Source organism: Nocardiopsis prasina DSM 43845, assembly GCF_000341265.1.
GTDB lineage: Bacteria > Actinomycetota > Actinomycetes > Streptosporangiales > Streptosporangiaceae > Nocardiopsis > Nocardiopsis prasina.
In genome coordinates, this window is record NZ_ANAE01000162.1 from 50,671 (window position 1) to 77,605 (window position 26,935).

The 26,935-nt window shown below is 71.7% G+C and carries 22 protein-coding genes; 10 read left to right on the forward strand and 12 right to left on the reverse strand.

From position 1 onward, the window contains the following. Positions 1 to 155: 155 nt before the first annotated feature. Positions 156 to 722: a DUF6542 domain-containing protein gene (locus tag D452_RS0119535; protein WP_017545831.1), complete on the forward strand. Its 567-nt coding sequence runs from the start codon at positions 156 to 158 to the stop codon at positions 720 to 722. Between the two features lie 105 nt (positions 723 to 827). On the opposite strand, the gene D452_RS0119540 is transcribed toward D452_RS0119535, so the two are convergent. From D452_RS0119540 to D452_RS0119550, 3 genes are all read right to left on the reverse strand, one after another. After that, positions 828 to 1,070, reverse strand: a complete 243-nt coding sequence (locus D452_RS0119540; RefSeq protein WP_017545832.1) for an exodeoxyribonuclease VII small subunit — start codon at positions 1,068 to 1,070, stop codon at positions 828 to 830. 2 nt (positions 1,071 to 1,072) lie between these two features. Further along, positions 1,073 to 2,410, reverse strand: a complete 1,338-nt coding sequence (xseA, locus tag D452_RS0119545; RefSeq protein ID WP_017545833.1) for an exodeoxyribonuclease VII large subunit — start codon at positions 2,408 to 2,410, stop codon at positions 1,073 to 1,075. A 154-nt stretch (positions 2,411 to 2,564) separates the two neighbouring features. Then, positions 2,565 to 3,221 carry a hypothetical protein gene (locus D452_RS0119550; protein ID WP_017545834.1) on the reverse strand — a complete coding sequence of 219 codons (657 nt, stop codon included), beginning with the start codon at positions 3,219 to 3,221 and terminating at the stop codon, positions 2,565 to 2,567. A 295-nt stretch (positions 3,222 to 3,516) separates the two neighbouring features. Between D452_RS0119550 and D452_RS0119555 the strand changes: the two genes are divergently transcribed. Continuing rightward, on the forward strand, positions 3,517 to 4,488 hold the full coding sequence (locus tag D452_RS0119555; RefSeq protein ID WP_193374254.1) for a 4-hydroxy-3-methylbut-2-enyl diphosphate reductase: 972 nt from the start codon (positions 3,517 to 3,519) through the stop codon (positions 4,486 to 4,488). A gap of 146 nt (positions 4,489 to 4,634) precedes the next feature. On the opposite strand, the gene D452_RS0119560 is transcribed toward D452_RS0119555, so the two are convergent. Continuing rightward, positions 4,635 to 5,225, reverse strand: a complete 591-nt coding sequence (locus D452_RS0119560; RefSeq protein ID WP_017545836.1) for a DUF4245 domain-containing protein — start codon at positions 5,223 to 5,225, stop codon at positions 4,635 to 4,637. Positions 5,226 to 5,428: 203 nt separating this feature from the next. After that, positions 5,429 to 6,040 (reverse strand): TetR/AcrR family transcriptional regulator, encoded by a 612-nt coding sequence (locus D452_RS0119565; RefSeq protein ID WP_017545837.1) that lies wholly within the window; start codon positions 6,038 to 6,040, stop codon positions 5,429 to 5,431. A gap of 390 nt (positions 6,041 to 6,430) precedes the next feature. Between D452_RS0119565 and glpX the strand changes: the two genes are divergently transcribed. Beyond that, entirely contained in the window at positions 6,431 to 7,456 is a 1,026-nt protein-coding gene (gene glpX, locus D452_RS0119570) for a class II fructose-bisphosphatase (RefSeq protein ID WP_026129480.1), read from the forward strand. 389 nt (positions 7,457 to 7,845) lie between these two features. After that, positions 7,846 to 9,357, forward strand: a complete 1,512-nt coding sequence (locus tag D452_RS0119575) for a hypothetical protein (protein WP_017545839.1) — start codon at positions 7,846 to 7,848, stop codon at positions 9,355 to 9,357. A gap of 69 nt (positions 9,358 to 9,426) precedes the next feature. Here the strand turns inward: D452_RS0119575 and D452_RS0119580 are convergent, their stop codons facing one another. After that, on the reverse strand, positions 9,427 to 10,248 hold the full coding sequence (locus D452_RS0119580) for an ABC transporter permease (RefSeq protein ID WP_017545840.1): 822 nt from the start codon (positions 10,246 to 10,248) through the stop codon (positions 9,427 to 9,429). After that, complete coding sequence (locus D452_RS0119585; protein WP_017545841.1) at positions 10,245 to 11,174, reverse strand: ABC transporter ATP-binding protein; 930 nt, start codon at positions 11,172 to 11,174, stop codon at positions 10,245 to 10,247. The genes D452_RS0119580 and D452_RS0119585 overlap by 4 nt, the downstream gene beginning before the upstream one ends. Positions 11,175 to 11,549: 375 nt before the next feature. On the opposite strand from D452_RS0119585, the gene D452_RS0119590 reads away from it, so the two are divergent. The 5 genes from D452_RS0119590 (at position 11,550) to D452_RS0119610 (ending at position 16,677) form a co-directional block, all read left to right on the forward strand. After that, positions 11,550 to 11,933 (forward strand): RNHCP domain-containing protein, encoded by a 384-nt coding sequence (locus tag D452_RS0119590; protein WP_017545842.1) that lies wholly within the window; start codon positions 11,550 to 11,552, stop codon positions 11,931 to 11,933. Next, positions 11,930 to 12,370, forward strand: a complete 441-nt coding sequence (locus D452_RS0119595; RefSeq protein ID WP_017545843.1) for an RNHCP domain-containing protein — start codon at positions 11,930 to 11,932, stop codon at positions 12,368 to 12,370. The genes D452_RS0119590 and D452_RS0119595 overlap by 4 nt, the downstream gene beginning before the upstream one ends. A 120-nt stretch (positions 12,371 to 12,490) precedes the next feature. Further along, on the forward strand, positions 12,491 to 13,060 hold the full coding sequence (locus D452_RS0119600) for a DUF1707 SHOCT-like domain-containing protein (RefSeq protein ID WP_017545844.1): 570 nt from the start codon (positions 12,491 to 12,493) through the stop codon (positions 13,058 to 13,060). 143 nt (positions 13,061 to 13,203) lie between these two features. Further along, positions 13,204 to 14,595, forward strand: a complete 1,392-nt coding sequence (locus D452_RS0119605; RefSeq protein WP_017545845.1) for a class II fumarate hydratase — start codon at positions 13,204 to 13,206, stop codon at positions 14,593 to 14,595. A gap of 183 nt (positions 14,596 to 14,778) precedes the next feature. Beyond that, a complete protein-coding gene (locus D452_RS0119610; protein WP_017545846.1) occupies positions 14,779 to 16,677 on the forward strand; it encodes a serine/threonine-protein kinase in 1,899 nt (632 codons plus the stop codon). A gap of 77 nt (positions 16,678 to 16,754) precedes the next feature. Here D452_RS0119610 and D452_RS0119615 read toward each other — a convergent pair whose 3' ends face one another. After that, positions 16,755 to 17,402, reverse strand: a complete 648-nt coding sequence (locus D452_RS0119615) for an aggregation-promoting factor C-terminal-like domain-containing protein (protein WP_017545847.1) — start codon at positions 17,400 to 17,402, stop codon at positions 16,755 to 16,757. Between the two features lie 58 nt (positions 17,403 to 17,460). Then, a complete protein-coding gene (locus D452_RS0119620; protein ID WP_026129482.1) occupies positions 17,461 to 18,159 on the reverse strand; it encodes an aggregation-promoting factor C-terminal-like domain-containing protein in 699 nt (232 codons plus the stop codon). A gap of 4,395 nt (positions 18,160 to 22,554) precedes the next feature. Between D452_RS0119620 and D452_RS32040 the strand changes: the two genes are divergently transcribed. Next, positions 22,555 to 23,514: an SCO7613 C-terminal domain-containing membrane protein gene (locus tag D452_RS32040; RefSeq protein WP_449289524.1), complete on the forward strand. Its 960-nt coding sequence runs from the start codon at positions 22,555 to 22,557 to the stop codon at positions 23,512 to 23,514. A gap of 263 nt (positions 23,515 to 23,777) precedes the next feature. Here the strand turns inward: D452_RS32040 and D452_RS0119630 are convergent, their stop codons facing one another. From D452_RS0119630 to D452_RS0119640, 3 genes are all read right to left on the reverse strand, one after another. Next, positions 23,778 to 25,136: a PhoH family protein gene (locus D452_RS0119630; RefSeq protein WP_040694331.1), complete on the reverse strand. Its 1,359-nt coding sequence runs from the start codon at positions 25,134 to 25,136 to the stop codon at positions 23,778 to 23,780. A gap of 306 nt (positions 25,137 to 25,442) precedes the next feature. Further along, positions 25,443 to 26,204, reverse strand: a complete 762-nt coding sequence (locus D452_RS0119635) for an isoprenyl transferase (protein WP_017545851.1) — start codon at positions 26,202 to 26,204, stop codon at positions 25,443 to 25,445. A 93-nt stretch (positions 26,205 to 26,297) separates the two neighbouring features. Further along, positions 26,298 to 26,909, reverse strand: a complete 612-nt coding sequence (locus D452_RS0119640; RefSeq protein WP_017545852.1) for an RNA polymerase sigma factor — start codon at positions 26,907 to 26,909, stop codon at positions 26,298 to 26,300. Between the last annotated feature and the right edge of the window lie 26 nt (positions 26,910 to 26,935).

Consider the following 26,935-nt stretch of genomic DNA (forward strand, 5'->3'; position numbering starts at 1 on the left):
AGGGGAGATCTCGGCGTCCAAGGGGTGGAAGCCACGATCCCCCCGGAAGGGGCAAGTGGCCGAAATGGCGACACGATCCCAGGAATGACCCCCGAACTTTCACGAGAAGTGACACACTGAACACCGTGAGTAACAAACTGGGGAGGCGCACGACCATGCCCCCGCGCAAGTCGGACGGTCCGGAATCCGGACAGGCCCCGTACTTCGTGCGGTCCAACGGTCGCGGTCGGGAGGCGGCGGGCGCGGACAGGTCCGCGCGCAGCCACCCGAACCCGGACAGGACAGCGCGCAGTCACCCGAAGACGACGGCCGCCCCCTGGCGCCCGCCACGGCTGACCGGCCGGGGCGGGGTGCTGCTCATCGTCGTGTTCAGCTTCGCCGGGACCATGATCGCCCACCTGGTGTCGATCCCCGCGGCCCCCGGGCTGGCCTTCACCCTCGCCTGCGTGGTCACGGCGGCCCTGGTCAGACCCGGCGACCTGCTGTCGCTGTCGGTGAGCCCGCCCATCGCCTACTTCGTCGCCGTGGTCGCCGCCGAGAGTCTGCTGGCCCTGGGCAACGAGGGGTTCGCCCGGGTCCTCATCCTCGGTCTGGCCTCCCGGCTGGCCGACGTCGCCCCGTGGCTGTTCCTCGGCACGGCGCTGGTGCTCGTGGTCGCGGTCTTCCGCGGCCTGCCCGGCAACCTGCGCAACCTCGGCGACGAACTCAACGGCCGCAAGTAGATTCCGCCCGGACCTCCGACGCCCGCGGAGGCCGGAGGCGGCACGGCACCGGTGCGCCGCTCGCGAGGCCGGGACCCCGCCCCGGGACCAGCGGCGGAACGGACCTCAGAACGGGGTGTCGTCGTCCCCGGGCTCGTCGGCGCGGCGTTCGTCCATGGCCGCGGCGAGCTTGGCGCGGGCCCCCTCCAGCCAGTGCTCGCAGACACGCGCCAGCTTCTCGCCGCGCTCCCACAGCTCCAGGGACTCCTGGAGGGTGAGGCCGCCCGACTCCAGTCTGCGGACGACGTTGTTCAGCTCCTCCCGGCTCTCCTCGTAGCTCAGTTCCGGGGCCTCGCTCTGGTCGGCCATGCCTACTCCCCCTCTGTGGTGGCTGCGTTGTCCGTGGTGTCCTCGGCGGCGGGCGCCGCCTTCTTCTTCCTGCCGCGCGAGCCGCCCGTGGCTGGCTTCTTCCCTGCCGGGCGCGGTTCGGGATCCCCCTCGCCGTCCAGGGCGTCGACGGTGGCCCTCAGGCCGTCCTCGGCGAACCGCACGCGCAGGGTCTCCCCCAGCGCGGGTTCGGCGGCGGAACGGACCACGGAGCCGTCCTCGCGCTGCACGATCGCGTAGCCGCGCGCCAGTGTGGTGGCCGGTGAGAGCGCGTGCAGCCGGGCCTCGGTGTGGACCAGGGTGTCGGCCGCGCGGTCCAGCGAGGCGGTGAGGCTGCGGCGGGCGCGGTCGCGCAGCTCCAGCACCTGTTCGGTGAGGCGCTCGGTCTCCCGGACCGGATCGGCCAGGACCGGGCGGGAGCGCACGCTCGCGAGCCAGGCCAGTTCACGGTCGACGCCGCCCCGGATGACGCGGCGGGCCCGGTCGCGGAGCTGGCGGATGATCTCCAGCTGCTCCCCGACGTCCGGGACGGTGCGCTTGGCGGCGTCCGTGGGAGTGGAGGCGCGCACGTCGGCCACGTGGTCGAGCAGCGGCGCGTCCTGTTCGTGGCCGATCGCGCTGACCACCGGGGTGCCCGCCGCCGCCACGGCCCGGACCATGGCCTCGTCGGAGAAGGGCAGCAGGTCCTCCATGGAGCCGCCGCCCCGGGCGATGACGATGACGTCGACCTCGGGGCGGGTGTCCAGGTCGTGCAGGGCCTCGATCACCTCGCGGGTGGCCCGGTCCCCCTGGACCGCGACCTGGCGCACCTCGAAGCGCACGGCGGGCCAGCGGCGGCGGCCGTTCTCCAGCACGTCGCGTTCGGCGGCGGAGTCGCGTCCGCAGATCAGGCCGACGGTGTTGGGGAGGAAGGGCAGCGGACGCTTGCGGGCGGGGTCGAACACGCCCTCCGCGGTCAGGGTCCGGCGCAGCTGCTCCAGCCGGGCCAGGAGTTCACCGATCCCGACGTGTCGGATTTCCCGGGCACGCAGGGAGAAGGTGCCCTTGAGCTGGTAGAAGTCCGGCTTGGCGTGGATGACCACGCGGTCGCCGGGCCCGGGGGCCGGTTCCTGGCGGCGTAGGACGGAGGTCTCGCAGAGGACGCGGATGGAGGCGTTGGCGACGGGGTCGCGCAGGGTCATGTAGGACATGCGGCCGCGCGAGTTGAGCTCGGCGATCTGCCCCTCGACCCAGATGGCGCCCAGCCGGTCGATCCAGCCACCCACCGCCTGGAGTACGGTCCTGACCGGCTGCGGGGACTCCGCCGAACTCTCCATGCCCATGGCTCCAGAGCCTAGGCCAGGGTGCGGACACTTCGGTGAAGGAGGGGACGCGCGGCCCCGGAGACGGCGCGTTCCCGGACGTGTGTCCGGGCGTCGGCCTCCGGGGCCGGCACGGCGGGGGTGGTTCGGGACGCGCCCACGGACGCGACCCCGCTCAGGCCTCGGACTCCAGCTTGGCGATCCGGTTGTCGTACATCTTGATGAACTCGGGGCGGGCCTCGTGCGCGACCTCGTAGGCGCGCAGGTCGCGGACCTGCTCGATGGTGAGCTTGCGCAGGCGCGCCCGGATGGACGGCAGGCTGAGCTCGTCGTAGGTGGGCACGGCCAGGTCCTCTGCGGCGGGCGCGGCCTCCTTGCGGACCCGCTCCAGGACGTCGTCGCTGGCGACCGTGGTGTGGGCCTCGGCGGCCTCGAGCTCCTCGGCCAGGGCGGGGCCGTCCTCGGGGAGGTCGGCGGTGGCCGGGACGGAGGGCTCGTCCGTGGGCTCCTCGACCAACGGGGCGGCGTCGGAGGTGGTCTCGGCGGGGGTCTTCGGGGCGGCCTCCGGGGCCGCGTCCGCAGCGGTCTCCGAAGAGGTCTCCGCGGGGGTCTCTGTGACGGCGTCCGCGGGGGTCTCGGCGGCCGCCGCGGGGGCGGTCTCGGCCTTCTCCTCGGCCTTCTCGGCCTGCTTGACCGTGTCCTCGGACGTCACGTCCGTGGCGGCGGGGGTCTCGTCCTTCTTGTCCTGCACGGTCGTGACGACCGGGTCCTTGCGCCCGAAGATGCCCCTGACGAGGGTGGTCAGCTTCGTGACGATGGTCGGGTTCGACATAGGACGGGGGCTCCTGATGCTCTCGGCGTTGGGCCGGCGGCGCGCGTCCAGCGAACAAGGCAAGGCCGAGTTGAGGGCGAACCGCCTCATACAGATGCGATGGTGAACCAGGATAGAGGAGGGAGTAACAGCATGAGCGGGCTGGAAGTGAACGATTTCGCCACTTCGACGCCGGATCGTGTGCGTTCGGTCGCACCGACGTCACCTGCCTGCGGTCCCGCCGTGGATGTACCCACGTCGGTGCCCTTTCCCACACCCGGACCCACGGCGCCGGATCACACCTAGGATGTGTCCCATGAGTGCGATGACGACTGCCACGAACCAACGCCGTGTGCTTCTCGCCAACCCGCGGGGGTACTGCGCCGGAGTCGACCGGGCGGTCATCACCGTCGAGAAGGCACTGGAACAGTATGGCGCCCCGATCTACGTGCGCAAACAGATCGTGCACAACACGCACGTCGTGCGCACGCTGGAGGAACGCGGCGCGATCTTCGTCGAGGAGACCGAGGAGGTGCCCGAGGGCGCCATCGTGGTCTTCTCCGCTCACGGTGTCTCGCCCGCCGTCCACGAGCAGGCCCAGCGCCGCCAGCTCAAGACGATCGACGCCACGTGCCCCCTGGTCACCAAGGTGCACAAGGAGGCCCAGCGCTTCGCCTCCGAGGACCGCGACATCATCCTCATCGGCCACATCGGCCACGAGGAGGTCGAGGGCACCAGCGGTGAGGCCCCGGACCACATCCAGATCGTGGAGAGCCCCGACGAGGTCCACAAGGTCGAGGTCCGCGACCCCGACAACGTGTCCTGGCTGTCCCAGACCACCCTCTCGGTGGACGAGACCAACCAGACCGTCGACGCCCTCCGCGAGCGGTTCCCGAACCTGCTCGACCCGCCCAGCGACGACATCTGCTACGCCACCTCCAACCGCCAGGACGCCGTCAAGGCCATGGCGCCCGAGTGCGAGCTGGTCATCGTGGTGGGCTCCGACAACTCCTCGAACTCCGTGCGCCTGGTCGAGGTCGCCCTGGATGCCGGGGCGAACGCCTCCTACCTGATCGACAACGCCACCCTGATGGACGAGGCCTGGCTGGAGGGCGTCACCACGGTGGGCGTGACCAGCGGCGCCTCGGTGCCCGACATCCTGGTCCGTGAGCTGCTCGACAAGCTGGCCGGGCACGGTTTCGGTTCGGTGAGCGCGGTGACGACCGCGGACGAGACCCTGACCTTCTCGCTGCCCAAGGAGCTCCGCCGGGACCTGCGCGCCGAGTAGGCGCCTCCCGACGTCGAGGGCCCCGCCGAACCGGACGGTTCGACGGGGCCCTTCGTGTGTGCCGGGCGGACCGCGGGGCTGGAGGGGACACGGCCGCTCGCAGCGATGGGCTCCGCCGCCACCGGCGAAAGCACCAAAGACTCGCCCTAGGAGTCGGCGTCCGCTGCCTCGGAGGCCTCGGCGTCGTCGCCCTCCTCGGTGTCCTCGGGTTCAGGGACGGGGAAGGTCTCCAGGTGCTCGGCCAGCTCGGCGAACTCGTCGACACCGGCGCTGCCGGCGACGACCAGGGTCCGGTCGTCCCCGCGCAGCACGAGCGCGCCCCAGTCATCGGACTCCAGGTGCTCCCACTCCTGGTCGCCCACCATGACGGTGCCCACCGGCTCGGCGTCCTTGACGCTGTCGCGCACCACCGTGTCGGGGTCGTCGTCACTCTGGACCAGCCTGGCGTGGCTGTCCTTCGGGGTGGCGAACCCCACCGTCCACTCGACCGGGCCGTTCAGGTCCAGGGTGGAGCTGGTGGGCGTCCAGCCCTCGGGGAGATCCTCGGCAGGGGCGGTCACCGGATACTCGGCGCTGCTCCTGAGCACCTCGATGTCCGGGCGGAACTGGACTTCGGGGATGCGTTCACCCGATCGTGTGGAGACCACGAACGCCATCACCAGGATGATCGCGACGACGACCCCGAGGGAGATGGCGTAGTTCTTGAAGGTGGCGTTGGCCCGGCTGTATGAACTCATGACATGACCAGCTTGCCCCAGCTCTCGGGCCACTTCGACCTGGGGTGCGGTTAGCGGGTGTGAGCGGCGACCGGGCCCCTGACGGGAACCGGAGTCGGCTGTGCGGGCTTCATCGGTGCGTCGAGAGGCAGCCTGGTGGTGACGCGAGGGCACCGCGCCGCAGGCGTCCGTTGACGCGTGGGCGGAGTGACCCGAACACCGCCCTAGTCCCGCTGGCGGTGGCGCGGTTCGAGTTCGGTGAGCAGCCCGGTGATCTCGTCCGCGAGCCGGTGGGCGTCGGCGTCGTCGCGGCGCACGACCTCGGCCACGGCGAGGAGCATGGAACCGCTCACGACGATCAGCAGGGCCTCGTCGACGGGCTCGTCCGCCTTGCGGAACAGGGCCACGTTGCGGTCGGTCCACTGGGTGAGCCGGGCCCGCAGCTGGTAGTCGAACCCGGGCGGGCCGTCGCCGCTGAAGAACAGCCGCGCGGTGTCGCGCTCCTCGATGCACCCGAGGAGGTAGGCGTGCGCGGCGATGTTCATCAGCCGTGTGGGATCACTCTCACCGTCGGACCGGGCGTCCCGGACCGCCTGGTGGGTGCGTTCCTGCTGGCGCTGCTGGAACTCCTCGTACAGGGCGACGTACAGGTCCGCCTTGCCGGTGAAGTGGTGGTAGAGGCTGCCGACGCTGGCCCCGGCGACCGAGACGACCTCGCTCACTCCGGCCCTGGCGAACCCCACCGTGCGGAACACCTGGGCCGCCGCCTGCAGCAGGGCACTGCGGGTGGCCGCGCCGCGCGGCGAGACCCGCGCGGGCTTGTCCGTCTTGTCCACTGTCACGCCCTCACTCCTGTCCGGGTCCCCACGAGCCTGGAGCGTTCCCCTGGGAGACCCCGGGAACTCCCCCCTGCCTCGCGGCGGCGGGCTTGACGCGACCGGCGCGCCTGACGACTGCTCTCCCGGCAGCCGGGACCGCCACGGCGTGGCCGATCCGGGTTCAGGTGCACGATGTTACGGGCCGCGTCGCGCTCGGTGATACCCGACCACCCGCACCCGGATCACCCGGGCGCGCCCGTGATCGGCCCCCGCTCGGGCGTTCGTCCGGCCGGGTGGCGTCCGACACGCGCGCCGCCCTCGCCGGGGACCGCGATAAACGGAGGTCACGTCGGGTGACTACCCTAAGAGAGAACCCCACCCTGTTTCCTGACGGAAGGTGTCATGTCCATGTCGCAGTCCAGTAGCCCGTCCGCGCAGCACTCGGCGCCCGACCGTAACCTCGCGCTGGAACTGGTCCGCGTCACCGAGACCGCCGCGCTGGCCGCGGCCCGTTGGGTCGGCAAGGGCGACAAGCTCGGCGCCGACGGCGCGGCCGTGCGCGGCATGCGCCACATGATCAGCACCGTGTCGATGAACGGCACCGTGGTGATCGGCGAGGGCGAGAAGGACAACGCCCCCATGCTCTACAACGGTGAGCGGGTCGGCGACGGCGGCGGCACCGACTGGGACGTCGCGGTCGACCCGATCGACGGCACCACCCTGACCGCCATGGGCATGCCCAACGCCATCGCGGTGATCGCGATGAGCCCGCGCAACACCATGTTCGACCCGTCCGCCGTGTTCTACATGGAGAAGCTGGCCACGGGCGCCGAGGCCGCCGACGTGGTGGACATCGCCGCGTCGCCCGCCGAGAACATCCGCGCGGTGGCCCGTGCCAAGGGCAAGTCGCCGCAGGACGTGACGGTCGTGATCCTGGACCGTCCGCGCCACAAGCAGCTGGTCCAGGACGTGCGCGACGCGGGCGCCCGGATCAAGTTCATCAGTGACGGCGACGTCGCGGGCGCCATCATGGCGGCGCGCCGGGGTACCGGCGTGGACCTCATGCTGGGCATCGGCGGCACGCCGGAGGGCATCATCACCGCGTGCGCCATGAAGTGCCTCGGCGGGGTCATCCAGGGCCGTCTGTGGCCCAAGGACGACCAGGAGCGCCAGAAGGCGATCGACGCGGGCCACGACCTGGACCGCGTACTGCTCACCGACGACCTCGTCTCCTCGGACGACGTGTTCTTCGCCGCGACGGGCATCACCGACGGCGAGCTGGTGGGCGGGGTCCGCTACGAGTCGACCGGTGTGACCACCGACTCCCTCGTCATGCGCGGCCGCAGCGGCACCGTGCGCCAGGTCCGGAGCGAGCACCGGCTGAGCAAGCTCTCGGCCTACAGCGGCGTGGACCTCACCTCCGCCCCGGAGTAGTCACCGCGCGACGGCGGTGCCTCGTCCTCGTGGACGGGGCACCGCCGTCGTGCTCTCGCGGTCGTGTGTGAACAACTCGGTGTTTCCCCGCATCAGACCCGTTGTTGGCCCAGCGCCCGCGCCTGTCCCGAACACCCTCGTCGGAGGTCCGATGTCCTACCCAGATCCCCCACAGCAGCCCCAGTGGCAGCCGCCGCAGCAGCCGGGNGCAGCAGGGCCCCGGCCAGCCGCACTTCGCCCCGCCCCAGCAGCCCGCTCCGCAGCCTCCCGGCGGCCAGTACCCGGGGCAGCAGTTCCCGGGCCAGCAGTACCCGGGTGCGGGCGGACCGCCGCCTCAGGGGCCGGGCGCCCCGATGGGCCCGGGCGGTCCCGGTGGACCCGGTGCCCCCATGGGTCCCGGTGGACCCGGTCAGCCGCCCCACGGCGGCCAGTACTCGGGCGGTCAGGTCCCGCCCTCGCGCGGCGGCCGCAAGTGGCTGATCCCCGCCGCGGCAGGTGTGGCCGTCGTGGTCATGGGCGGCACCCTGTGGGCGGCCGTCTCCCTGGTCGACTTCGGCGGACCGCAGCCCGAGTCCGTCCTGCCCGGCAACTCCGTGGCCTTCGGCAAGGTCGACCTGGACATCGACGGCTCCCAGATCATGGACCTCATCAGCTTCTCCCAGAAGCTCCCCGCAGAGGTCACCGAGGAGACCGGTGAGGTGGAGGAGGACACCACGGGTGTCTTCGCCGCAGCGTTCGCCGAGACCTTCGAGGTCGAGGAGTCCGAGGTGGAGGAGTGGATCGGGCAGAAGGCCGGTGTCGCCGCCTGGCCCGCCAGCGACCCCGAGGCCGCGGTGGACGACGGCATGGCACTCGCGCTGGCGCTGTCCGTGACGGACGCCGGTGCCGCGGAGGCCACGCTCGACGGGCTCCGCGAGGACGGTGACCTCGACTACACGATGGTCGACGACTTCGTGGTCATGGCCGAGGACGAGACCCAGATCAACGAGTACAACGACCAGATGTCGGCCCACGGCGACCTGGAAGGCAACAACACCTACACCGGCGACCTCGGCGACGTGCCGAGCGGCAGCATCGCCCTGGCCTGGATGGACCTGGGCGCGTTCAGCGAGCTGACCGGGATGGACCAGGAGCTCGCCGCCGAGTTCGGTACCGGACTCGACTCCGCCGTCGAGGGGCGCATGACCGCCTCCATGCGGGTGGACGGCGACTACCTTGAGGCCCGGATGGACGTCTTCGGCTTCGAGGTGGAGGACGAGGCCCTGACCTGGCTGGCCGACGCCCCCGGCGCGAGCATGGAGGCCATGGGCGGACTGCCCTCCGGCACCGTGGCGGCCTTCGCCGGAAGCGGCATGGACCAGTCCCTGAGCACCGCCTGGGAGAGCGACGGCCTCCCGTTCCTCAACGAGGGCGACCGCACCGAGATGGAGTCGTTCTTCAACTCGGTCGGTGCCCCGCTGCCGGACGGGTTCACCTCGCTCCTGGGCGGCTCCACGGCCTTCGGCCTCACCTCGTTCGACCCGAACGGGCTCTCGGAGCCGTCCTTCCAGTACCACGCGGTCGGCGGGGACCAGCAGGCGATCGAGGGCTTCCTGGACGAGGCCTTTGGTGGCCCCTACTCGACCGCCCAGCAGCCCGAGGTGAGCATGGACGGTGACACGGTGGTCGTCACCCACGGCAGGGCGGGTTCCGGCCAGCTGGCTGACGACGCCGTCTTCCAGCAGACCATGCAGGAGATGGACGACGCCGTGATGGCGGGCTTCTTCGACCTGCGCGAACTGCTGGTCGGCGGCGAGGTGAAGGCGCCCGGCGAGTGGGGCGCGGTCGGTGTCGGCGTGAGCGTGGTCGAGGAGGGCCAGCGGGCCGTGGTCGAACTGCGCTGGGCGCCCAGCGGGGGCTGATCCCCGCGGTGCGGAACCGGTGAGCGCGGCGGCGCGGGAGGGGATCCTCCCGCGCCGTCGCCGTTCCCGCTAGTTGACGACCCTGCGCCGCATCTGGAAGGCGGCCAGGTTCCACATCAGCACCACGAAGGCCAGCAGGACGCCGACGTGGCCGAGGGCGGCGAGGACGTCCAGACCGCCGAAGACCGCTCCCCGGATGAGTTCGACCGCGTGGTAGAGCGGGTTGACCATGGCGGCCGTCTGGACCCAGTCGGGCAGCTCGGTGAGCGGGAAGAACGTGCCCGCCATGAGGAACAGCGGGGTGAACAGACCGCTGAACACGTAGTCCATGGAGCGCACCGAGGTGATCACCGCCGAGATCCAGATGCCGAAGAGCGCGAAGGCGAACCCGGCGAGGAAGGCGATGAACGGCACCAGGAGCATCCCGGGGCCGGGCTTGAGCCCGAACCCGATCGCCACCAGCAGCGGCACGCAGCCGTAGACGCCGGACCTCAGCGCCAGCCACAGGGCCTCACCGGTGACGAGTTCGCGCACGTCCACGGGGGCGGCGAGGATGCCCTCGTAGGTGTGCAGGAAGCGGCGTTTGATGAAGGTGTTGATGACGGCGGGCATCATCGACTGGAACATCACCGACACCGCCACGATCCCGGTGCCGAGGAAGTCGATGTAGCTGAACCCGGCGAGGGTCCCGATGAGGGCGCCCATGCCGAAGCCGAAGCAGAGCAGGTAGAGGGTGGGTTCGACCACGGCGGCGAAGGTGGTGGCCCGCCAGGACTGCCCGTAGAGGATCCACTCGCGGGCGACCACTCCCCTGACCGCGTCGGCCTCGAACCGGCCGGGCCGGGCGTGCCGTTCGGGGCGGGCGTCCTCGTGACGCTGTGACAGGCTCATTCGACGGACTCCCCGGTCAGGGTCACGAACACGTCCTCCAGGTTGCTGTCCCTGCGGTCGGGGGTGCCCAGCTGCTCCCGGACCGACTCCGGGAGCTCCTCGGCGCGCAGCACGGACACCGTGGTGCCGGTGCGCCGGGTGGTGAAGCCGTGGCCGCGGAGCAGCCGTTCCAGGGCCGCCGTCCCGTCCGCGCCCGGTGTGTACTCCTCCACGCTGGCCCCCGCGTACTTGGCGACGAGGTCGGCGGGGGCTCCCCGCTCGACGACCCTCCCCCCCGCCATGAGGGCGACCTCGTCCGAGAGGCGCTCGGCCTCCTCGATGTAGTGGGTGGACATCAGGACGGTGGCGCCCTCGTCGCGCAGGGCGGTGATCACGCCCCACAGCTCCTGCCGCACCTGCGGGTCCAGGCCGACGGTGGGTTCGTCCATGAGGACCAGTTCGGGCCGGTGCAGGAGCGCGCGGACGATGAGCAGGCGGCGGCGCATCCCACCGGAGAGGTCGTCGACGGGGGTGTCGCCGCGGTCGCTGAGCTGCGCCAGGCGCAGGGTGCGGGCGATGGCCTCCTTGCGGCGGGCCCGGGGGACCCGGTACAGGAACGAGAACATCCGGAGGTTCTGCTCGACGGTGAGTTCCTCGTCGAGGTTGTCGTGCTGGGGGACGACGCCCATGCGGGCCCGCGCCCACTTGGACTCGGCGGGGATCTCGTGACCGAGGATGCTGATGGTCCCCTCGTCGGCGATGGACTGGGCCGTGAGCATCTTCATGGTGGTGGACTTGCCAGCGCCGTTGGGACCGAGCAGTCCGAGGACGATTCCCTGGGGTACCTCCAGGTCGAGTCCGTCGACGGCCGTCAGCGATCCGAAGCGCTTGACGACGCCGCGCAGGTGCAGGGCTGGCACGGTGGAGTCCGCCTCGCGGGAGGTCATGGCGGCACTCCCGGGGACGGCCCGACCGGGCTCTGGTGTGGTCATGGGAACACGGTAGGCAGCGGAGCGCGTGAAAATCCATCGTTTATCCGCACGTGCCGGACGCCGGACCGGCGCCCGGAAAACCCGTTGCGCGGGTTCAGGTCGCCTCCCTACCGTGGAGGGGTCGGAACCGAACACGTACGCGCGGGCGTGAGCCCACGCAAGAAGGACTGAGGTCCATGCCCCGGAACGCGCCGAGCGCGCCTCACAGCCGCGCGGGTCTCCGCATGCCCCGACACCCTTCGGACGTCTGAACGGACCCCCGCCCCACGTCGAGAACCGCTCGGCGCTCTTGCTGTCGACTCTTCACCTCTCCAGCAAGGAGCCTCCGGGTTGTCCCATCACGATCCCGACCCCAGAACCACCGTTTCCGACCACTCCGCACGCGCCGTCTTCGGCTGCGTGCTCTGCGGCCTGTCCGTCTCCCTCCTGGGTTCCGACGGCGTTCCGCGTGACCACTGCCCGAGCTGTCTGACCTCGCTCCACGTCCACGACCAGGTCGAGGGCGGCGTCTGCGACTGCGAGGGGCGCATGACCCCGATCTCCGTCGTCGTCGCGCGCGACGGCCGATGGAGGCTGGTCCACCGCTGCGTGCGCTGCGACGAGCTCTCCGAGAGCGCCGTGGCCGCCGACGACAACCCGTTGGTGCTCATGCGGATCGCCGTGCGCCCGCTCGCCGAGCCGCCGTTCCCGCTCGAGATGCTCGGGGAGGTGTGAGCGTGGGTCGCGGTAACCACCGGCGCGTCCAGCGCAGGGAGCAGCGCCCCAAGACCGTCCTGCGGTCCCGGGGCGAACAGGGGCGGCGCCACGGCCCGGCCGCGGAGTCGTTCCGGTGCGCGCAGTGCCGGTTGGACGTCCCGCTGAGGGCGCCGGGCACGGCGCACCGCAACCACTGCCCGCACTGCCTGACCAGCCTGCACGTGGACGGGCGGGTCCCCGGCGACAGGGCCGCCGACTGCCGTGGCCGGATGGAGGCCGCCGGTGTCAGCGCCCGCCCGGACGGTGAGTGGCTGGTCGTCCACCGCTGCCTGGCGTGCGGCGAACTCAGCGCCAACCGGGTCGCGGGTGACGACAACGCCCGCGCCCTGGTGCGGATCGCGGTGCGTCCGCTTTCGGCCGCCGCTCCGGCGCGGCGCGCGTTGGCACTCCTCTGACCAGGAGTGATCGAGTGATCGGTCGTGGGGTCGGGCCCCGCCCGGCCCCACGACCGCCGCCACCGTGAACGTCGCTCGCCTAGGGTGAGTGGCGTGAGTGAGGAAGTCTCCCCCGCCCGGATGAGGGCCTCCAACAGTGACCGCGAACGCGTCAGTGAGGTCCTGCGCTCCGCCGTGACCGACGGCCGGATCGACATGGAGGAGTTCGAGGAGCGCCTCGACCGCGTCGAGGCGGCCAGGACCCTCGGGGAACTGCCGGAGATCACCTCCGACCTCCTGCCCGCGGAGGAGCAGCCGATCCAGCTCGACCCCGAACCCATGGTGAGCTGGTTCACCACCCTCACCCGCCGGGGGCGCTGGGTGGCGCTCCCCGACGAGCAGGCGGGGGCCGTGTGCGGGCGCACCGAGATCGACATGCGTGAGGCCCTGCTCACACACAACCACCACCGGATGACGGTCAGCACGTTCCTCGGCCGGGTCGTGATCGACGTCCCCGAGGGCGTGGAGGTGCGGCTCAACGGGTGGTCCTTCCTCGGCCGACGCAGCACCAACGCCCGGGACAGCACGATGTCCCGTCCGCCGGTCCTGGAGATCGACGGCTTCTGCCTGTTCGGGACGGTGCGGGTGCGCGCGCCCAGGCGCCGTCTCCTCCTCGGCCGCCGCGGGGCCCGCCGCCGGATCGAACGCTGACGGGGCGTCCGACTCGGCACTGGTGACCTGCACGGATGTCAACATGACACGTGCAACACCGGGAACCCAGGGTGAGGTGCGTTGTGTCCTCCTGCGTCTGGCAGGCTTGAGGTCACAGGTTTTCCCAGGAGAGATGGGTTGCAATGAGTGAGTTCCGTATCGAGCACGACTCGATGGGTGAGGTCCAGGTCCCGGCCAAGGCCAAGTGGCGGGCCCAGACCCAGCGTGCCGTCGAGAACTTCCCGATCTCGGGCCAGGGGCTGGAGAACGCTCACATCGCCGCGCTCGGCCAGATCAAGGCCGCCGCGGCCAAGGTCAACGCCGAGCTCGGCGTGATCTCCGACGACCTCGGCAAGGCGGTGCGCGAGGCCGCCCTGGAGGTCGCCGACGGCAAGTGGAACGACGAGTTCCCGATCGACGTCTTCCAGACCGGTTCGGGCACCTCCAGCAACATGAACACCAACGAGGTCGTGGCGACCGTCGCCAAGGAGCGCACCGGCCTCGACGTCCACCCGAACGACCACGTGAACGCCTCGCAGTCGTCCAACGACGTGTTCCCCTCCTCCATCCACATCGCCGCCACCTCGGCCGTCCAGAACGAGCTGATCCCGGCGCTGCGCCACCTGGAGGGCGAGCTCACCCGCAAGTCGATCGAGTTCGCGGCGATCGTCAAGAGCGGCCGCACCCACCTGATGGACGCCACCCCGGTGACCCTGGGCCAGGAGTTCGCCGGGTTCGCCGCGCAGGTCCGCTACGGCGTGGAGCGCCTGGAGGCCGTCCTGCCGCGCGTGGCCGAGCTGCCCCTGGGCGGCACCGCCGTCGGCACCGGCATCAACACCCCCGAGGGCTTCTCCGCCCGGGTCATCGCCGAGATCGCCGCCAACACCGGCCTGCCGCTGACCGAGGCCCGCGACCACTTCGAGGCACAGGGCGCCCGCGACGCCCTGGTCGAGCTGTCCGGCCAGCTCCGGACCATCGCGGTCGGCTACTGCAAGATCGCCAACGACATCCGCTGGATGGGTTCCGGCCCGACCACCGGCCTGTCCGAGATCTTCCTCCCGGACCTCCAGCCGGGTTCGTCGATCATGCCGGGCAAGGTCAACCCGGTCCTGTGCGAGGCCATGCTCCAGGTCTCCTCGCAGGTCGTCGGCAACGACGCCGCGGTGGCCTTCGGCGGTGCCTCCGGCAACTTCGAGCTCAACGTGCAGCTGCCGATGATCGCGCGCAACGTGCTGGAGTCGATCCGCCTGCTGGCCAACGTCTCCACGGTCTTCGCCGACCGCTGCGTGGCCGGGATCAGGGCCAACGAGGAGCAGTGCCGCGTGTACGCGGAGTCCTCCCCGTCGATCGTCACCCCGCTCAACCGGTACATCGGCTACGAGGAGGCCGCCAAGGTCGCCAAGCAGTCGCTGGCCGAGAAGAAGACCATCCGCGAGGTCGTGCTGGAGCGCGGCTACGTGCAGGACGGCAAGCTCACCGAGGAGCAGCTCGACTCCGCCCTCGACGTCCTCAAGATGACCAACTCGCAGCAGTAGTCTCCACCGGTCCACGGGACCTCCGGGGCACCTCGCGAACGCGGGGTGCCCCCTCGTGCGTCACCGACGTCACCGTCTCGGCGCCGCACCGAGGGCCCGGAGGCCGGAACCTTCCCCCTACCGTGGGCGTCGGACCCAGTAGTCAGAACTTCCCGCAGAGTGCCCGCTCCGAGAGGGCGACAGATGTCGAGTAACAGCCAGCCGACCATCGCGAACCGCTACGTCCTGCGCCGAGAACTCGGCCGTGGCGGCATGGGGATCGTCTGGGAGGCGCACGACACGGCCCTGAACCGGGTCGTGGCGATCAAGCAGGTGCTGCTCCCCGGCCACTTCACCGAGGCCGAACGCGCCGACGCGCACGCGCGGGTCCGTCGGGAGGCCCAGTCCGCCGCACGGATCAACCACCCCACGGTCATCACCATCCACGACGTGTTCGAGTACGAGGACGACCCGTGGGTGGTCATGGAGCTGGTCGAGGGCGGTTCGCTCCAGGACCTGCTCGGCGGTTCGGGGCCGCTGCCCCCGGAGGAGGTCGCCGACATCGCCGAGTCGCTGCTCAAGGCGGTGCGCGCGGCGGACGCGGCCGGTGTCCTGCACCGGGACATCAAGCCGGGCAACATCATGATGTCCTCCGACGGGCGGGTCATCCTCACGGACTTCGGGATCGCCACCATGGAGGGCGGTCCGAGCATCACGCGGACCGGTGCCCTGATCGGTTCGCCCGAGTACATGCCGCCCGAGCGGCTGGAGGGCGGACCGGCCGAGCACCGTGGCGACCTGTGGAGCATCGGCGTGACGCTGTACGCGGCGGTGGAGGGGAGCTCCCCGTTCCGCCGCGACTCCATCACCGCCGCGATCGCAGCGGTCATCTCCGCCCAACTGCCGCCGATGACGAGGGCGGCGTGGCTGGAGCCGGTGATCACCGGTCTGCTGGAACGCGACCCGGACCGGCGGCTCACCGTGGGACAGGCCCTGGATCTGCTGGAGCGGTGCCGTGGCGGGGGCGGTGCGGCTTCCGGTGGCACGGGGCCGGGTGCGGCTGGCGCGGCTGGTGCGGCCGGAGTGGCCGGTGCCGCCCTGGGCGCCGCCGCGAGCGGGCCGCAGACCCCCCATCCGGCCTCCCCGCCCAGCGGTGACGGCTACTACGGGCAGGGCCCCTACCCCGGGCACGACCAGTACGGTCAGCACGACCAGGAGCACTACGCGCACGCGGCGGGCTCGGTCGGGTACGACCAGGGCGGATACGGCCAGAGCGGGTACGGCCACGGTGGTCCCGGTGTCCATGACGGGCACGGCGGGCACGGAGGCGGTCACAGCGGCCCCCAGATGGCCATGGCCCATGGGGCGAGCGCACCGCGGGCGCGCCGCCGCGGCCGCGGTCGGGGGACCGTACTGGCGCTGGGAACGCTGGCCGTGGCCGTTCTGCTGGTCATCGGCATCGTGATGGCGACGGCGCTGCGATCCGGCACGTCCACCGATGTGTCCGACACCCCGGTGGTCGAGCAGCCCGGACGGGCCGAGAGCCGCGAGCAGGTCGAGGACACACCGGACGGCGGAGTCCGGGTCGACGGCATTCCCCCCGAGTACGACGAGGACGACCTCCAGCCCTTCGACTCCGAGTGGTTCTCGATCTCCTACCCAGGCGGTTGGTCCCCCGACGACAGCCAGATCTCCGAGTCCATCGCGCTGTTCGTGGCTCCGGGGATGGAGCACGAGGTCATGGTGGAGGGCTGGGAGGAGACCGAGTTCACCGGCACCGCGGAGCAGTTCCTCGCCCAGACCGACGGCGGCACCGACATCGAGGACGCCACCAGCGGCTACGAGGTGCGCGACACCGAGGACTTCGACCGTGACGACTTCGAGGGCGGCCTGGCCGGGCTGGACGTCGCCATGGTCGAGGCCGACCTGGTCAACACCAACTGGGGCCAGTCGGAGCGGCGGCTCTGGGCCTACGCGGTGATCCTGGAGCAGGGCGACCACCGGGTGTTCTACCTGGTGAGCGTGAACGTGCCCCGGGAGGAGGCGGGTGACTTCGACAACGTCCACGAGGACGTCGTCGAGTCCTTCACCCCGCACAAGTAGACGTCAGGGTTTCGGACAGCGAAACGGCCCCGCGCGAGGTGCGCGGGGCCGCTTTCGTTGTTCGGGGGACCTGGTACCTAGTACCAGCCGACGGACTGGGAGTGCGCCCAGGCGTCGCAGGGGGTGCCGTAGCGGTCCTTGATGTAGCTCAGACCCCAGGAGATCTGGGTGGCGGGGTTGGTCCGCCAGTCCGAGCCGTGGGAGGCCATCTTGTCGCCGGGGAGCGACTGCGGGATGCCGTAGGCACCGGAGCTGGAGTTCTCCGCCTGGTAGTTCCAGTTGCTCTCCTTCTCCCACAGGGGCTCGAGGCAACTGTCGAACTGGTCGGCGCCCCAGCCCTCGGCGGCGACCATCTGGCGGGCGATGCCCTTGGGGTCGCCCGAGAACACGGGCTCCTCCTCCGCTTCCTCCTCTTCTTCCTCTTCCTCCTCGATGTCGCTGCCGCTGGCCTGGGTGGACTGCACCCCTTGGCCGTTGGCAGCGTCTCGCTGGTCCTGCGCCTGCGCGCGGAGCTCCAGGAGTTCGTCCTCGGTCAACTGTTCCGAGGCCGCGAAGAACTCGTCGCCCTCGGTTTCGGTGTCGGCCGCGGGTTCCTCGGACCTCGGCACGGCGGCGCTGGCCGCCATGTCCGGGTCCACACCGTCGTCCGCGAACGCGGAGACGGCGAACGTCGCACCGGCGACCAGGGTCGCCGCACCGACCGCCGCGGTACTACGCAGCGACATTCGGTTGAGTAGCACGATTGCCTTTCCCAAAAGGGGGTTAATGGCAGGGAAAAACCTATTAATACCAGTTGTTGGCCTGAGAGTGGGACCAGGCGCCGCACGGGTTCCCGTAGCGGTCCTTGATGTAGCTCAGGCCCCAGGAGATCTGGGTGGCGGGGTTGGTCCGCCAGTCGGAGCCGTGGGAGGCCATCTTGTCGCCGGGGAGCGACTGCGGGATGCCGTAGGCTCCGGAACTCGCGTTCTCGGCCGTGTGGTTCCAGTTGCTCTCCTTCTCCCACAGGGGTTCGAGGCAGCTGTGGAACTGGTCGGCCTCCCAGCCCTGGTCGAGGACCATCTGGAGCGCGATCTCCTTGGCGGAGCCCGCGGGGACCGGGGCGGCCGGGGCGGAGTCGCCGGAGGAGCCGGAACCCTCGGAGGAGCCGGTGCCGGGGGTCTCCTCCTCGGGCTCGGGTTCGGGCTCGGCGATCTCCGCGCCGGTGCCGCTGGCGGACTGGACGGCCTGCTCGGCCGCGGTCCGTACGTCGTCCCGGCCCTGGTCCCTCTGGCTCTCGCGCTCGGCGTCGTCGACGGCGGGAGGGCTCGCGAAGAACTCCGCCTGGGGCTCCTTCGGCTGCTGGGGGGTGGCCGCCGAAGCGGCCTGACCGGGGTCGAGGTCGCCGGTCTGCGCGAAGGCCGAGACGGTGAACATGCCGCCCGCGACCAGCGCGGCGGCTCCGACCGCGCTCATCTGACGCAGTGAGATCCGGTTGACTATCAAGATCGCCCTTTCACGTTGACGCACGCGTGCCCTGGTTCGGGCTCTCGCGTGGTGTGGGTCGCCGCCGGGGGCCGCGCGGCCCTGCGTGTGCGCCGTGGAGGGGGCGGAGTCGCCGTTCGACCGTCCACGGGGCGGGGCTCCCACACGGGAGGGGGGATTCTCGGTGCAGCGCCCTCAGCCTGCATCATCGTCACGGTGAAGTAACGCCAGTTTTGCCGTGTCCTGACTCACATCACGGAATGTGCCCGCATGGCGCGCTTGTGACCTGCAAGGGAACACAAAGAGTCAGGGTGCTCCACGTCCCTTCGGGCTGTGTCCCTCGTCTCCGGCTCGGGTCCGGCGAGACGGTTGTCACCGGAGTGCACCCCGTACCGCTCACGCCGACTGAGTACTCGTACTGATGTGCCGAGGCGCACGCGCGAGGAACATGTCCGTATGAACGCCCACGGACTCCCCCAGCCACCGCCCGGCCCACCACGCCACTGCCCCGACTGCGCTGCGCCGCTCGGCGCGGCCGGTCGGGCGTGCGGGCGCTGCGGGCTCAGTCTCGTCGGGGCGACGGCGCAGCGCCTGTGGTGGATCGACACCGAACTGGACGCCCTGCGCGGACGCGAGCGCGCGCTCTCCCAGGAGCGCCCCCTCGTGCTGGGCCGTCTGCGCCGGGAGTCCGGGGAACTCGCACGCCGGGCGGTGCCCGCACCGGCTCCCCCGCGCCCGCCCGCCGTCCCGGCGCGGGCCCGGACCCGGGAGCAGGCCCCGATGGCCGTCGGGGTTCCGGCCGCCGCGCGGCAGGAGCGCGCACCGGGCCCCGCCCCGGGTACCGCATCCGCCGCCGGACCGGCCGAGCGCACCGGTGAGGTCAGCCAGCGTTCGGCCCAGAACGTGATCCTCGGCCTCGGTGGGCTGCTCATCGGCATCGCCGCCCTGGTCTTCGCCATCTGGACCTGGAGCGACATGAGCACCGGCGCCCGCGCCGGCGTGCTCGGGCTGACCACCCTGACCTTCGCCGGGCTGGCCCTGCCGCTGTACCGGCGCGGCCTGCACGCCACCGCCGAGACGTTCGGCGCCGTGGCCGCCGGCCTGCTCTGCGTGGACGCCCTCGCCCTGTGGCTGCTGAGCGACCGGATCAGCAACGGCCCCGGCTACACGGCCGCGGCGCTGGCGATCATGAGCGCGCTCCTGCTGCTGTACCCGGCGCTGGTGCCGCTGCGCTCGCCGCGCGTCCTGGCGGTCCTGTTCGCGCAGCCCGTGCCGCTGCTGCTGATCGTCTCGCTGCCCAGCAACGGCAACCCCGGCTGGCTGCTGCCCGTGGTCACCGCCACCGCGCTCGCCGACCTGGCGGCCGTGCGCCTCCTCGGCGCGCCCCGCCCCGGAGTTCCGGTCCGCACACTGTGGGCAGCGGCCGTGGTCCTGTGGTCTCTCGCCCTGGTCGTCGCCCTCGTGGTGGTCCTGGCCGCCTCCGGCTACTCCGGTACCGACCCGCTGGGCTGGTGGTCGATGGCGGCCACCCTGATCCTGGCCGGGCTCACCGGTCTGCTGGCCGACCGCTGGCGCCGGTCCGGGACGGTTCCGGCACCGGGCGCGTTCTCCGCGTACACGGTGGTCGGCCTGGGTTCGCTGACCCTGGCACCGCTGGTGGCCGGTCCCGCGCACCTGCCGGTCCTGCCCCGCCTCACGGCCTGGCCGTGGAGCCTGGAGCCGTCCGCGATGACCCTCCCGGCCGTGGAACTCCTCCAGCTGGAGCGGGCGAGCACGCTGCCGCCGCTGAACCTCGTGTACCTGGCCGGAGTGCTGGTGGCCGCCGCGCTGGCCGTGGGCGCGGTCTGGCTGCTGCGCCGCTCCGCCCTGCTCGTCGCCCTGTCCCTCGTCGCCCCCGCCGCGCTGCTGGCGCCGCCGCTGCTCCTCGGACTGCCGCAGGTCGTGGCGGTGGTGTGGGCCCTCATCGTCGGCGGCGGCCTGGTGCTGGGCTCCGCCCTTCTGGGCCGGTGGACCGGCGCGGTCCCGGTGGTCGCCGGAACGCTCACCCTGGTCACGGGCCTGGTCTGGGCCCTGCCGGAGCGGTACATGACCCTCGCGGCGGTGCTGATGCTCGCCGCCACCGCACTGGTCTGCGCGGTCGGGGCCCGCCTGTTCTCCGCCGCCGAGGGCCGTCCCGATCCGGGCGGTCGGGCCGCGACCCTCTACATGGGCGGCACTCTGCTGTGGGCCCTGGCGCTACTGACGGGGATCGCCTTCCTGATCGGGAACCGGGGCGCGGACGGCACTGTCCAGGCCCAGTGGTGGCTGCTGACCGCCGCCGCCCTGCTGTCCGGGGCGACCGCCCTGACCTTGGGCCGGGTCGCTCCTCCGGCCCCGAGCGCGGCCGCCCCTGGCCACGAGCGGCCCGGTTCCGACCCGCGCTGGCTGTTCACGCTGGTCGGTCTGGCGCTGCTGCCCGTGGCCCCGCTCATGGCGCTGCCCGGGGATTCTCCGTCCCTGCCCCTGATCCCCGGAACCGTCCCGTGGTCGGCTCCGGTCGGGGCGATGTGGGGTCCGGCGCACGCGGCGCTCGGAGTGCCCGCGCAGCCTGATCCGCTCTCCGCTCTGGGGATGGCCCTCGGCGTGCTCGTGGCGGGCGCACTGGTGCTGGGGTTGGTGGCCGTCGTCGACCGCCGCTGCCTCCCCGCCGGTGTGGCCCTGGTCGCGCCGCCGACCCTGGTTCCGGTGCCGGTGCTGCTGGGAGCGCCCCTCGTCGTGGCCGTGGTGTGGACGGCGCTGGTCGGCGCGGCCCTCTTCCTCTGGACCTCGCGGGTGGGCGCGTCCGTCGCCTGGCTCCCCGGGGTGGCCGGTCTGGCCACCATGCTGCTGGCGCTGGTGTGGTCCCTGCCCGAGCAGCACACCACCCTGGTCACCCTGTTGACGGCCTCCGTGGCGGTGGCGGTCTCCGCGTGGGCGCACCGGGACCCGCGGGCCCCCCGAACCGGTGGACGGACCGGGAGGGCTTCGAGTGCGGGGACCCTGCGCCGGCTGACGGTCTCGGCGTGGGGCGCGCTCCTGTTCCTGTCGTTCACCGCCCTGCTCGCCTCCGCCGCCCTCGGCGTTCCCGGCATGGGCGCCTGGTGGCTGCTGGGCGCCGTCACCCTGGTGCTCGGCTCCTGCGCACTCGTCCTGGGTCAGGCGGGCGGCGGGGCCGCGAAGCCCGGGGCGGCGCGGTCCGCGTTCGGTGTCGCGGGCCTGGTCCTGCTGGCAGCCGTCCCGCCCGTGGTCGGCCCCAACGGCCTCCCGACGATCCCGGCGCTCAGCCCCGGGGGCGGTGCGTTCACCTCCCCGGTCACGGCCATGGGCTCGCCCGCGAGCACGCTCGTTGGGCTGCCGGTCCCGTCGGACACCCTGACCGCACTGCTCATGGCGGCCGGGCTGCTGGTCTTCGGGGCCCTGTCCCTGGGCGCCGCGCTGCTCCTCGACCGCCGCCTGTTCCGGCCCGCGATCGCCCTCGTCGCCCCGCTGGCCCTGGTGCCGGTGCCGGTGCTGCTGGGGGCGCCCTTCCTCGCGGCCGTGGTGTGGACGGCGCTGGTCGGCGCGGCCCTCTTCCTCTGGACCTCGCGGGTACGCCCGTCCCTCGCCCCGCTCCCCGGGGCGACCGGTCTGGCCGCGATGCTGCTCGCCCTCGGCTGGGCGCTCCCCCAGCAGCACACGGCGCTGATCGTCCTGACGCTGATCGCCGTCGTCACGCTGGTCTCCGCCCGCATGCGCCACGGCCTGGCCCCGCAGGCGGCGGACTCCCCCGAGCGGTTCGTGTACGGGCTGACCATCGCCGCGTGGTCCCTCGCCCTGTTCTCCGGATGCGGACTGCTGATCGGGTCCGCCACCGCGGGCGCCCCCGGACAGGTCCCCTGGTGGCTGCTGGGCGCCGCCGCCCTCGTGCTCGGTATGACCGCCCTGGTGCTGGGACGCACGGACCGCCTGCGGGCGGCGAGGCGGGGGCGAACCGACGCACCGGTCCCCTTCGGCGGGGCGGGGGTGCTGTTGCTGGCGCTCGTGCCGCTGGTGGCCGGCCCGCGCGGGCTCCCGGCCCTGGCCGTGTTCTCCCGGACCCACTCCGTCAGCGGGGCCCCGCTCTCCGCGCTGCTGGAGCCCGCGCACGTGTTCATCGGTGTGCCCGGGCCGTCCGACGCCCTGGGCGCGCTCACCGTCTCGGCGGGGCTGCTGGCCGCCGGGGCACTGGCCCTGCTCGCGGTGTTCCTCGTGGACCGGACCATGCTGGTGCCGACCGCCGCGCTGGTCGTGCCCCTCACCCTGCTCCCGCTGCCAGTGACACTGGGCCTGCCCTTCCTCGTCGCCCTGGCGTGGGCCCTCGCGGTCGGCACCCTCCTGCTCGCCGGGGCCGCGCTGATCCGCGACGACCGCCTCTCCTGGATGCCGTGGGCGAGCGGCCTGTACTCACTGGCCCTGGCGTTCGGTTGGGCGCTCTCTGAGCGGCACAGCGCCGTGGCGGTCCTGCTGGCGGCGGCCGCGGTGCTCTCCGTGGTGACCGCGTTGGCCCGGACCCGGTTCGTGGCGATCGCCTCGACCGCCGTCTCCACGGCGGCCACCGGCGGGGGNGCGCTCGCGCTGCCGCTGGCCCTGGGCGCGCCGGTCGAGTACGCGGCCTTCGGCCCTCTCGCCGTGGTGGCCGCCGTGGCGGCGGTCGCCCCGCGCCTGGGCCACCCCCTGGTCACGGCGGCCGAGATCCCCGCCGCCTCGTGGGCCGGGGTCGCCCTGCTGCTCACCGTCCTGAACGGCGGACGGCTGGAACTGGTGGCCACGGCCCTGGCGGTGGTCGGGGTGATCAGCCTGGCCAGCGCGGTCCGGCCGAACCGGCGTTGGTACGCGGGGGTCGGAGCCGCGCTGATGTTCCTCGCCCTGTGGACGGCCCTGGCGTCCTGGGAGGTCACCGTTCCGGAGGCGTACACGGCCCTGCCCGCGCTCGCCTTCCTGGTCATCGGCTGGGAGTGGTCGCGTAAGGCCACCGGAACCCCGTCGAGCTGGCTCGCCTACGGCGGCGGGCTGGCGCTGCTCCTGGGTCCCACCGTGTGGGAGGTGCTGACGGGGGACGACATGGTCTGGCGGGTCCCGGCCGTGCTGGCGGTGGGGCTGGCCGTCACCGTGTGGGGACTGCGGCAGCGTCTGAGCGCCGCCCTGGTGCTCGGCGGCCTCGCGCTGCTCGTCACGTCGCTGCGGGCCTTCGGGCCGCCCCTGTGGGAGCTGAGCCAGCTGACTCCCAACTGGCTCCCGTTCGCGGCGATCGGCGCGGTGCTGCTGTTCGTGGGCGCTCGCTACGAGGCCAGTCTCGCCCGCCTGCGCCGGGTCGGGAGGTACCTCTCCCAGCTGCGGTAGGCGGCGACGGCGGGCACCGGACGAAAGGGGTGCGCCCGCCCCACGTTCAGTGGGACGGGCGCACCCGACTGCTCGGTCCGGTTCCACCGGACCCGGCTAGGCCGTGTCCGGTGGATGCTGCCCGTTGCGAGCGGTGCGTCCAGTGGTGCCGGGGCAGGGCCGAAGAGGGAGTCGTCCCCGGTTCGGCTGTCGACCGAGGAGAACGCCGCGCCGGTGCCGCCGGGGCGACGCGCGGCGGGGCGTGTGTCCGCCGAACACGACCCCTAGGTCTCCAGCATCTCGGTGACCAGGGCGGCGATGGGTGAGCGCTCGGAGCGGGTCAGGGTCACGTGGGAGAAGAGCGGGTGACCCTTGAGCTTCTCGATCACCGCGACGACCCCGTCGTGGCGGCCCACCCGCAGGTTGTCGCGCTGGGCGATGTCGTGGGTGAGGACCACCCGCGAGTTCTCACCCAGCCGGGACAGCACGGTCAGCAGCACGTTGCGTTCCAGAGACTGCGCCTCGTCGACGATCACGAAGGCGTCGTGCAGCGAGCGGCCCCGGATGTGCGTGAGCGGCAGGACCTCCAGCATCCCCCGGTCCACGATCTCCTCGATCACGTCCTCGCTGGTCACGGCGGAGAGGGTGTCGTGCACCGCCTGGCCCCAGGGCGTCATCTTGTCGTTCTCGCTGCCCGGCAGGTAGCCGAGCTCCTGGCCGCCCACCGCGTACAGCGGCCGGAACACCATCACCTTGCGGTGCTGGGCGCGCTCCAGGACGGCCTCCAGACCGGCGCACAGCGCCAGCGCCGACTTCCCGGTGCCCGCGCGACCACCAAGGGAGACGATGCCGACGTCCGGGTCGGTGAGCAGGTCCAGGGCGATCCGCTGCTCGGCGCTGCGCCCCTTCAGACCGAACACGTCCCGGTCCCCGCGCACCACCTTGACCGACTTGTCCGCCTGGACCCGGCCCAGCGCCTTGCCCTGCTCCGAGACCAGGACCAGACCGGTGTGGCAGGGCAGGTCCCTGGCCTGCTCGATCTCGCTCTCACCGGCGGAGAACAGTTCGCCGATGTTGTGGGCGGGCACGTCCAGCTCCGCCATCCCGGTCCACCCGTGCTCGATGGCGAGCTCGGCCCGGTACTCGTCGGCCGGGAGACCGATCGAGGAGGCCTTGATCCGCATCGGCAGATCCTTGCTCACCAGGACGACCGAGCTCTCCTCCTCGCCCTCCGCCTGGAGGTTGCGGGCCACCGTGAGGATCCGGGTGTCGTTGTCACCGAGCCGGAATCCCGCGGGCAGGATCGTCGGATCGCTGTGGTTGAGCTCCACCCGGAGCGTGCCGCCCTGTTCGTTCACCGGGACGGCCACGTCCAGACGGCCGTGGGCGACCCTCAGGTCGTCCAGTCGACGCAGGGCGTTGCGAGCGAAGTATCCGAGTTCCGGGTGGTGACGCTTGCTCTCCAGCTCGGTGATCACCACCACGGGGATGACGACCTCGTGTTCGGCGAACCGGGCCATGGCCATCGGGTCGGCGAGCAGGACGCTGGTGTCGAGCACGTAGACGCGCTTACCCTCCACCGCCTCCACATCGGGGGCGGTGGGGGGCTGGGTGTCGCGGTGATCGGTCGAGGAACTAGCCACTCGTTCTCCCCTTGGGCACCGCGTGGGTGCCCTGCTGTCACGGGATCATGGAGGACCGGGACCAGGCCCACGAGGGCCGGTTCCGGCCCTCCTCTTCGATATCCCGCCGTGGCGGAGAAGATCAACGAGACGGGGCCTCCCGAACGGATGGACGAACGCCATCCGCTGTTTTCGACGCTACGCGGCCGAGAGCCCGTTTTCCAGGTCCCTTGCCCACCAACCGGTGAACTCCGCGTTACGGACCCGCCGTGGACAGACACGGCGCGCCCCGCGGAACGGGGGCGGGTGGGAACGTGGGGCCGGGGTTCAGGAGCCGAAGCGCCGGTTGCGCGCGCCGTAGGCACGCAGCGCGCGCAGGAAGTCCACTCTGCGGAACGCGGGCCAGAAGACCTCGCAGAAGTAGAACTCCGAGTGCACGCTCTGCCAGAGCATGAAACCCGAGAGACGCTGCTCGCCGGAGGTACGGATGAGCAGGTCCGGGTCGGGTTGTCCGCGCGTGTAGAGATGCCGGGCGATGTCCTCGATGTCCAGGCGCTCTGCCAGCTCCTGGATACCGGTGCCCTTGGCCGCCTCCTCCTGGAGGAGGGACCGAACCGCATCAGCGATCTCACGTCTACCTCCATACCCGACGGCGACGTTGACAACCAGACCCGGGTTGCCGGATGTGGCCTCTTCCGCCTCTTTCAGGGCACGGGCAGTGGAATCGGGCAGGACGTCGAGCGCTCCGACGGGGCGCGTGTTCCAGCCCTCCTGGCGCAGCCGCGCGATGGTCTCCTCGATGATGCGCACGAGGGGACCCAGCTCGTTCTCGTCGCGGGTGAGGTTGTCCGTGGACAGCATCCACAACGTGACGACCTGCACACCGACTTCGTTGCACCAGCCGAGCACGTCGAAGATCTTGTTCGCCCCGGCCTGGTGACCTTGCTCGGCGCCCGGGAGACCGCTGCTCTTGGCCCAGCGCCGGTTGCCGTCCATGGCCACACCGACGTGCCTGGGAATCTCCTGGCTGGTCAGGCCGCGTTCGAGACGCCGCTCATACAGCCAGTACAGGGGGTCACGGAGCCCCATTGGCGAAACCTCTCAGAGCTGGATCATGGGACGGCGCACTCCTGTGACGGATGTGCCGACGGGGATTCCTCCAGAGTAGTTCGCCCGTGGACGTCACGTCACGGCGAGCGATTTACGCACGTGTTTGCGGCCCTGGTGGATGCGGGACTTCACCGTTCCCAGGGCGAGGTTCAGCTCCGAGGCGATCTCGTTGTAGTCCATCTGGCACAGGTCGCGGAGCACCAAAGGTGCCACGAGGTTGGGGCGGTCCTTCTCCAGCTGGTCCAGCGCCTCCAGCAGGTCGATCCGCGAACCGGCGATGACGCTGGTGGTGCGCGGGTCCGACTGGTGCGGCATGCGCTCGGCCTCGGTGGGGAACTCGGCGGAACGACGCTTCATAGAGCGGTAGGTCTGGCGGGCGGAGTTGGACACCACGGTGTAGAGCCACGTGGTGAAGAGGGAGTCGCCCTTGAAGCTGTCGATCTTGCGGGCGACCCGCAGGAGCGCGTCCTGGCAGGCCTCCTCGGCGTCCTGGCGGTAGGGAAGGAACCGGGCGCAGCGGCGCAGCACCTCGGGCTGGATGCGACGCAGGAGGTCGTCCAGGGCCACGGCGTCACCGTGTTTGGCGCGGCGCGCGAGCTCCTCCAGTTCCTCGTCCACGTTGCTGGCCACCCGGCGCCGGGGGGTGGGGGTCTCCTCGTTCTCCGAGTTGTCACTACTGTGCATGGCTCATTCTCTTCCTGGCTTGCGAC